This is a genomic window from Nostoc sp. CHAB 5715, from assembly GCF_020829685.1.
In the GTDB taxonomy this organism is placed as follows: domain Bacteria; phylum Cyanobacteriota; class Cyanobacteriia; order Cyanobacteriales; family Nostocaceae; genus Nostoc.
Genome location: NZ_JAIVFR010000243.1, coordinates 1 through 8,336, shown reverse-complemented (window position 1 = coordinate 8,336; position 8,336 = coordinate 1). Strand labels below are relative to the sequence as shown.

The window sequence follows — 8,336 nt, the reverse complement described above, 5'->3', positions numbered from 1 at the left end:
GGTTATCAAGGAAATTCATATATTCGGAGAGTCGTGGGTGAATTCTGTGGCTAACCAGGCTTATTTTACAAAGAACAACATCAACGTCCCTTTTAAATGCAATCTGCCCGGAACAGTTGATTTTCAGCTGTATTTTGCCATCAATGCCGCTCTGAACGAAAAACCGGGCTGGAATGACGGCGTTCAGAAACTTTATCAGGTGCTCGCACAGGATTATCTTTATCAGCATCCCGAAAAACTTGTGGTATAGAGAAATTAACAAGCTCTAGGTCTGTATCTTCATCCACAAACAACTCAACAGACTCCAGTAGAAACTACAGATTCATCAGATTCACAGGAAGAACTATTTTTTGAAGAAGATACAGACCTAGAGCTTGTTAATTTCTCTATACCACAAGCAGTTTCCGCAATAGACCGCTTGGAGATCGACAATCAGCCAGCTAGCGCTGATACAATTAATACTCTAACTGAGCTATTGCCTGATACAGGTAATGATCGGGAACTGCTGGAAGTGTCATTTTCTGTGAATAATGGCACAACTACAGCACCAGTTACTCTCGAAGTAGCGGAAATTGCGGAAATTGCGATTGCCAAACCGGAAGTATTAATTAACGATAATCAGCCAGAACTGTCTTCAGATAACTACATTGCTGCTTCGCCACAAGAAAACTTGCTTTGTGTTGAGTCAAACCAGGCTCCAGCCGTACTTGATATTTCTTTAGATGAAGAACAGTTGCAGCAATTAGATCGGGATTTGGCTAATTTTGATCTACAGCTAAATTCTGAGTCGCAGCCAGCTACCAACTTGGATATTTTCTCAGAACTACTTGATGAAAATCTACACATAATTCCCATAACTTCCCCTGAGCCGCCAACAGAAAATCTCCAAATAGTAGAAGAAAATACCTCAACTGCTGCTTTCTCTATGGCAGTTCCTCAGATAGAAACTGAACAAGAAAAGGAAGTCACTAGTCCTGTTGAAGAAAGTTCTTTACCTCCAATTTCCAACTCCATCAACAATCCAGAATCGCTAAATGTTTTAGAATCAGTCTGGTATTTAGGAATTGATTTAGGTACAACAGGAATTTCTGCCGCATTATTAAATAGCTCTACTTTTGTTGTACATCCTATCTACTGGTCAGCAGAAAATCCGCCGGGAAGAACTTCCTTCCAGCAATCATTTCGTTTACCAACAGAGGTCTATCTGCCTACAGCTTCTGTACCCCAAGGAGAAAACGAAAGTATCGAAGTACATGAGCGGACTGCACCTGTGGCTGTTGCCCAAGATAAAGTACCCGATCGCTCGCCCAACACTCCTGCAACACGGACAACAACAGATGCGACGAGAAATAATCTCTACTCGGCACAGTTGAAGCCTTATTTACAAGTAGCCATTCCCTACAAGAGTGAACGACAGAAATGGGAACCTGTTTTGCAATTAAATGAATTTTCCGCAGGGCCTTTGATTTGGGTTGTGCGATCGCTCTCTAAGCTACTATTAACCCTCAAATCCGAAAAAACTTGTACCACCCCTAGTTTAATGGCTGCTGCTATGGGGATCAGCGAACAAGATTTTCCCAAAATTATCAATAATATTGCTGGTGTAATTTGCACCTGTCCATCTAGTTGGTCGGAACAATACCGCTTTAACGTGCGGTCAGCTTTACTTACCAGTAAACTCATCCAACATCCGCAGCAAGTCTTTTTTGTAGAAGAAGCGATCGCTAGTTTACTCCCAGAACTTGATGCTGCTAACGGTGAGCAAGTAAAATTAAGCAAACATCAGGGTTCCCATCCGGCAAAAACCAGCGAACATCCCATTGTTGGCAATACCCTTGTGATTAATATTGGAGCAACTGCCACAGAAATGTTGCTAGTCAATGTCCCAGAAACATTGCAGCAATTGACATACAATGATTTCATGCTCCACAGTTTTGCTTATGCTGGCAAAGGAATTGAACAAGATATAATCTGCCAGCTGCTATTGCCACCGAAATCTCGGCAATCACGAAAAGAAACACAAAGCGATGCCTGCGGCGGGCTACGCCTACGCAAAACTACCACCAATAATCCTTGGCAATGGCAACCGTCAATTCCCGGTTTAGACCAAATGCGTTGGCAGAGTTTAGGGTTGGAAGAATTAGAACTACCCAGAGTCGGAGAGCCAGATATCACCGCTCGAATTCGCCTCCAGCAGCGTCTAGAAAGTTCCCTGCTGGGACAGGCGGTATTAGATGCTGCACTAGCTCTAAAGCTGATTTTGCAACACCAAGACTCTTTTACCTTAGAATTGGCCGATCAGCAGTGGATTTTGCAGCGACGAGATTTAGAAAGCCAAGTATTTATCCCTTTTGTGCGTCGCCTGAACCGAGAACTCAACAAGCTGTTAGTAGCCCGTGGTATCCCCACAGAATCCATTAATCAAGCTATCCTGACTGGTGGGGTGGCTTGTGTCAAGACGGTGAATCGTTGGCTACGGCAAAAACTCCCCAGCGCTAAGATTATTCAAGATTTATATCTCGGCGAAAACGGCGCTCCTAATTGCAGTCGCGTTGCTTATGGTTTGGCGATGCTGCCTTTGCATCCCCAGATATTAGATATACCCAGGCAACAATACACTGATTATTTCCTATTTACAGAATTGCTGCGGCTGCTACCAGACCGATCCTTATCTTTCGGTGAAGTTATCCAGTTATTTGAGGGTCGTGGGATTAATACTCGCACTTGTCAGCAACGCCTGCTGGCTTTTTTGGAAGGTGAACTGCCTTCGGGTTTGATACCTTCAGTTACAGATTCGGCTTGGCTGACTCAGAGTTCGCAAGAAAATCCTGACTATCAGGCGATCGCTACAGCACCACTTTTTGAAAAACAAGGGAGTCTCACATATCGTCCCAATTCCCAACAACTGTTGTCTTTGCGTCGCTATCTAAATGCAATCAAGGCTAGTAATCAGCAATCACTGGAGGAGGCATACTTAGTGAATTTCGCTTTAGAGGTTAATCATTGAGATTAGTACGTCACGGATGTGTCTTTTTGAGTCGGTCACATCCTGATGGGCTTTTAACTCTCAACACTGTAATATTTTGGATGTGTACCAATAACACTATCTTTTTTATCTGATGGTACAAAATACTTTCAGAAGGCAGAAGGCAGGAGGCAGAAGGCAGAAGGCAACCCACCCTTAAAAGAGTGGGATTGAAACAAGGACGTTTTATACCTCGCTGCAAGCAGTCTCGGTATAATTATAAGTTTAAACTGGGCTTTAGACCCAGAACTAAAGTTTTAATTGATACTCCTAACCTTCTGCCTTCTGCCCTCGAACTTCTGCCTTTCTTGTAATTTTACAATTTCCATCTTAATTAAAAGATTCTGTAAACTTTAGGTTTTCGGTTTTTATATTGCTTGTTTTTTGTGTATCTTAGCACTCAGTAGTATTGACAAAATCAATAAAAATTGCTTAAAAATTATCTTCATGTCTACACTACTGATTCAAAAAGTCCTGTTGTAGATAAGTTAGTCCTTGTGAACCATCTTTATCTTTATTCAGTTAATTGCTCGCAACAGCCTTTCCACCCGTCAACCTTAAGCGTGAGAAAACGATTAATTGACATTGTTGGAGCCGTTGTGGGACTGATAATTACATTTACGGTAGCAATTCCCGTAGCAATTGTTACCTTTATTCATGAGCCAAGTCCAATATTTTATTCCCAAATTCGCTGTGGCTTGAACGGAAAAACTTTCCGCATCTGGAAATTCCGTTCGATGATCGTCGATGCCGATAAATTCAAGCATTTGGTTGAAAATCAAGCCAAAGGTCACATCTTTAAATCTGTTGACGATCCTCGCATTACTCCTGTGGGTAAATTTTTGCGGCGTACTAGTTTAGACGAATTTCCCCAATTTTGGAATGTTCTGGTTGGGGACATGAGTTTAGTTGGTACTCGTCCACCCACTCCTGATGAAGTCAGCAATTACGATCCACACCACTGGGATAGATTGCGAGTTAAACCAGGCATTACTGGAGAATGGCAGGCTAATGGACGTTCTAGCATTACAGACTTTGAAACCATTGTCAAGATGGATATAGATTATCAACGTAAGTGGTCTGTAACTTATGATCTGAGTCTGATTATTAAAACTATCTGGGTAGTCTTGAAAAAGACTGGGGCTTATTGAATTGGGGCATTGGGCATTGGGCATTGGGCATGGGGCATTAATTATTTCTCCCTCATCTCCCTCATCTACCACTTTCTTGTTCTGACTTCTAACTTCTGACTTGGAGAATTCTTCTTCAACCCTTGACGCCGCTACCAGTTTCAGTGGGTACAATGTAACGTTGTAAAAATAAAAATAGTAATAATACTGGGGCGATCGCAATTATTGAACCAGCAGCTACTAACCGCCAGTCAAGGGAAAATGTACCTGCTAGCTTTGCGACTCCCAAGGGAAGAGTGTATAAATTTTCGTCTTGGATAACAATTAAAGGCCACAAAAAGTCACTCCAAGCACCAATAAATACAAAAATAGCTAAAGTTACCAATGCTGGGCGAACGGCTGGTAACATCACATGCCACCACAAACCTAACTCCGAACTGCCATCCATCCGGGCGGCTTCTTCTATCTCTTTGGGAACACTCATGAAAGCTTGGCGCAACAGAAAAATGCCAAAGGCAGAAGCTAAACTTGGAAAAATCATCCCTAAATAACTATTTCTCAAACCCAACTGGACTGTCAAAATATAAAGGGGAATCATCACGATTTGGAAGGGAATCATAATCGTAGAGACGATCGCCACAAAAATCCAGTCTCGCCCGACAAATGATAATCTTGCCAACGGATAGGCAGCTAAAGCGCAAAACAGCAGATTTAAGCCCACAGTCAGCACTGACACCAAAGTACTATTATACAGGTATTGTCCAAAAGGTAAAGAGTTCCACACACTAAAGAAGTTATCTAGTGTAGGTGAGGCAGGCAATAATTGTGGCGGTGACTGCAAAATATTTTCTGTAGGCGATTTTAAGGCTGTACTAACTAGCCACAGTAAGGGAAAGAGCATCACCAGTGCGATCGCTCCCAACAGAGCATACATTAGCAGAATTTGCGATCGTGATTTTTTCCAGTTCAGCATTTGATTAATAACTCTCAGACTTTTATAAATATTTATCGAACAGAATTCAGGAGTCAGGAGTCAGAATTCAAAATGAATTGGAGTCCGACTCGCTAACGCTACGCTATCAGTGGCGGGTCTGAATCCCCCATTGATTGATTCTGAATTCTGAATTCTGTATTCTTCTTCAATTCTTAAAATATTTAATGTATATCTAGCTCTAGTTTTAAGAATATTTAATTGGTCTACTTGTGCCAACAATCTGTCTAGAGTTTCAGTTTCTTCATTTGACAAATGATGGTCAGAATTTTTAATTAATAACTCCTGTAATTGTATCTGAGCTTTGGGAGATAAAAAACTTTCTGCTAAAGCTTGCAACTCATCTAGGCTTAAAGCAATCAATAGTTCAGAATCTACAGACAAGTTGGTTAGCTGTTGGTAAGTTTCTAAATCTAACAGTACTCCAACTTTTTCTCCCTGTGCGTTAGTGACATACTGAACTGAGTCAGACATGGCTTTACTTGAGAATTTGATTAATTTGATCGTAACCGATGATTAAATATCTGGTGAAAGCAATTTACCTAATTCTGTAAAGGTTTTTGTTGTACAACTAATAACTTTCATACATCAAATCAGCAACGCAAAAAATCGTATCTAACCCAAGTTGCTAGTTACTCTTATGGGCGATCGCATTGCTCCCATTAAGCAATAAAATGCCCTCCAAGAAGAAAATTAGGAGGGCTATATGCTAAACGAAATAATTGCCATATATGCTATCACGGACGACCTGTTGAAGGCGATTGGGCACAAAGAAGATTGTCGTCGAGCCATGAACGACGCAGAAATTATTACAACGGCTATCTGCGCGGCAATGTTCTTTAATGGGAATCATACATAATAAGGCTTGTAGCTATATGAAAGACCATAACTTGATATCGAATATGTTAGAAAAGTCACGATTTAACCGGAGATTACACAGTGTCTCAATGTTAATTAACGACTTGTTTCATCAAGTGGGAACGATCCTGAAAGAGATTAGTGATTCCACTGAATATCTTTTATACTCGTTTTCCGTATCTAAATTAACAGAATCCAACAAAGAAACCATGTAGTATCAAGTGAATAAGATGCTGCTAAATGAGGTAGTACATGGAACCACTTACTGCTGGTGCGATCGCGCTTGTAACTCTATTGTTAAATAAAACGTTTGAAAAAACAGGTGAAATCATTGTTGCTAAGGTATTTGACCAAGGTGGCAAAGTAGTAAAGCTACTCAAGGAAAAGTCTCCAGAAACAGCAAGCGTGATAGAAATAGTTCAAAATAATCCTCAATTAGCCGAACAACAGCCAGAAGATTATGGCGAAGCAGTTTTAGTGGAAAGGATAAAAGAACAAGCAGTGGCAAATCCAGAAATTCGGGCAGCTGTTGAAGCATTGGGAGAGGCAGCGAAGTCGCAACCCCAATTGAACACAGTCATTGAGAATTGGAAGGGAATAAATATAAAAGGTGGCACTACTACTATTAGTGGTAATATCTTTCATCAATAATATTGACATTTACTACCACGGTCCGAACCGGGTAAAGTCAAATCCCCCACAAAACATCCCCCATCTTAACGAGACTACAAAAGTTGTTGGACGGGATGACATACTTAAGACGTTACCTGAAGATTATGGTGAACCACTGCCAAATAATTTTCTTTACATATTGATAATATATTTATTCATTTTACTAGTAATTAGTATTGGCTCACTCATAAGTTCCTATTACTTATTTTCAAGCAATGCTTGGAAAAGAGAATATGGAGAGCAAGGATGGATTATCGAACTAGCTCGCAGCCTATTTTTGTTAACAGGTACAGCAGCTTTAATTGGTGTATCATTTTCAAAAGAAGCTTGTGAAGTTTTAGGTTGGATTAGAACATCAGGAGTGAACAAAACACTGGTTTTTTTGGTGAGATTTACTCTAATTTTCTCATTTGTGACGGTTTGTGTAATTGTAACCAGACACCACTTTTATACTGGGCCAAATCACCTAAAAAATAATTTGAGCAACTTTAGTATTAAACTTGACCCTAAACGCGAATTTCTAATTCCTTATTTATGCTATCTTCCCTATTCTATAAGTACCTTACTTCTCACAGGTCTCCCCGTATTTACAATAGGTATATATGCGGCAATTAAAGATTTAATTACATTAAGAATATATCGTAAAAATTTCAGTAAAACCCTCATATCCTTGGAAAAAAGTAAAGAATTATACATTAATAATGAAAAAACTTGTCAGGAAATAGAGAATCAGTTTAACTCTTTTGCCGTACACTTTATTGATAAAATAGGACGTTATACATCCCTTGTTTTAGGTTCAGGATTTACTACCGCATTTGAATACTGGTTTGGTCAGTATACTTTGTCAGATGCAGCACGGACGTGGACTGCCTTTGGCTATTTTTTACTCTTCAGTATATTCGCACTCATATGCGTCGGCTTTTTTTTCTATGAGAGTGCCTTTAGTGAATCTTATCAGATATTAGACAATATTAGGTGTTCTAATCGCGAAGATTTTGAGAATAAATTTAATATAATTAAATTATTGGAGAGAATTCTTCGTCGTTACTTATTTCTTTGTATAGGTTTGATCATGTTAACCGCGACTATTATCCATATGTTGTTTATTTCTTCGGGCAATTCTTTAACTAAACCTAATTAGTAAATAATGATGTTTAAAGTTTTGAAGAGAAAAGTCACAATTCCTGAAGCAGAGGTGTTAATTAAACAAATAAAGATGACACCTTATATAATGGGTTACTGTTTGAAGGAATGGGTTGAAGCTGAACATATTATAGTTGCTGAAAACGAAAATTGTAGCCTTATGGGAGCTTGTCTGAATTACGATTTTTCCCAAGACTGGAATAAAATAGCAGCACTATTTGTGCTGGAGGAGTTTAGAGGGCAAGGTATTGGAAGATATTTGTTCTATGAATCAGTTAAAGATGCAATAGAGAGAAACAAGAATGTATACACAATCAGTTCAAATCCAATTATCATTAAGATGATGAAGGAATTAGGGTTTGTGACATTTGAAAGCTTATTTAAATTTCCGGAAAAATATCAAAATGAGCAATTAGTTTTTTATTTGCATAGTATTAGTTGGCTACTAAATTTGTACAGAACTAAGGAAATTATAAGAAAAAAAATCGTATACAACTCTCAAGAACCTTTTTTATGT

8 protein-coding genes and 1 pseudogene are annotated in these 8,336 nt (G+C 39.4%); 7 read left to right on the top strand and 2 right to left on the bottom strand.

Annotation, left to right across the window (positions count from 1 at the left end):
- The 3 genes and pseudogenes from LC574_RS15135 to LC574_RS15125 all read left to right on the top strand — a co-directional run.
- On the top strand, window positions 1-250 hold a 250-nt coding region (locus LC574_RS15135; RefSeq protein WP_229454283.1), incomplete at its 5' end, for a hypothetical protein.
- A 168-nt stretch (window positions 251-418) separates the two neighbouring features.
- Window positions 419-3,007 (top strand): annotated as a pseudogene (locus LC574_RS15130) (hypothetical protein); the annotation flags it as partial.
- Between the two features lie 515 nt (window positions 3,008-3,522).
- Window positions 3,523-4,176: a sugar transferase gene (locus tag LC574_RS15125; protein WP_229454282.1), complete on the top strand. Its 654-nt coding sequence runs from the start codon at window positions 3,523-3,525 to the stop codon at window positions 4,174-4,176.
- 115 nt (window positions 4,177-4,291) lie between these two features.
- Here the strand turns inward: LC574_RS15125 and LC574_RS15120 are convergent, their stop codons facing one another.
- Window positions 4,292-5,128 carry a carbohydrate ABC transporter permease gene (locus tag LC574_RS15120; RefSeq protein WP_229454281.1) on the bottom strand — a complete coding sequence of 279 codons (837 nt, stop codon included), beginning with the start codon at window positions 5,126-5,128 and terminating at the stop codon, window positions 4,292-4,294.
- A gap of 60 nt (window positions 5,129-5,188) precedes the next feature.
- On the bottom strand, window positions 5,189-5,620 hold the full coding sequence (locus LC574_RS15115; protein WP_306422121.1) for a hypothetical protein: 432 nt from the start codon (window positions 5,618-5,620) through the stop codon (window positions 5,189-5,191).
- Between the two features lie 232 nt (window positions 5,621-5,852).
- On the opposite strand from LC574_RS15115, the gene LC574_RS15110 reads away from it, so the two are divergent.
- The 4 genes from LC574_RS15110 to LC574_RS15095 all read left to right on the top strand — a co-directional run.
- Window positions 5,853-6,005, top strand: a complete 153-nt coding sequence (locus tag LC574_RS15110) for a hypothetical protein (RefSeq protein WP_229454280.1) — start codon at window positions 5,853-5,855, stop codon at window positions 6,003-6,005.
- A gap of 251 nt (window positions 6,006-6,256) precedes the next feature.
- A complete protein-coding gene (locus tag LC574_RS15105) occupies window positions 6,257-6,655 on the top strand; it encodes a hypothetical protein (RefSeq protein WP_229454279.1) in 399 nt (132 codons plus the stop codon).
- Window positions 6,615-7,817, top strand: coding sequence for a hypothetical protein (locus LC574_RS15100; RefSeq protein ID WP_229454278.1), 1,203 nt, complete (start codon window positions 6,615-6,617; stop codon window positions 7,815-7,817). The genes LC574_RS15105 and LC574_RS15100 overlap by 41 nt, the downstream gene beginning before the upstream one ends.
- 6 nt (window positions 7,818-7,823) lie before the next feature.
- On the top strand, window positions 7,824-8,336 hold a 513-nt coding region (locus LC574_RS15095; protein ID WP_229454277.1), incomplete at its 3' end, for a GNAT family N-acetyltransferase.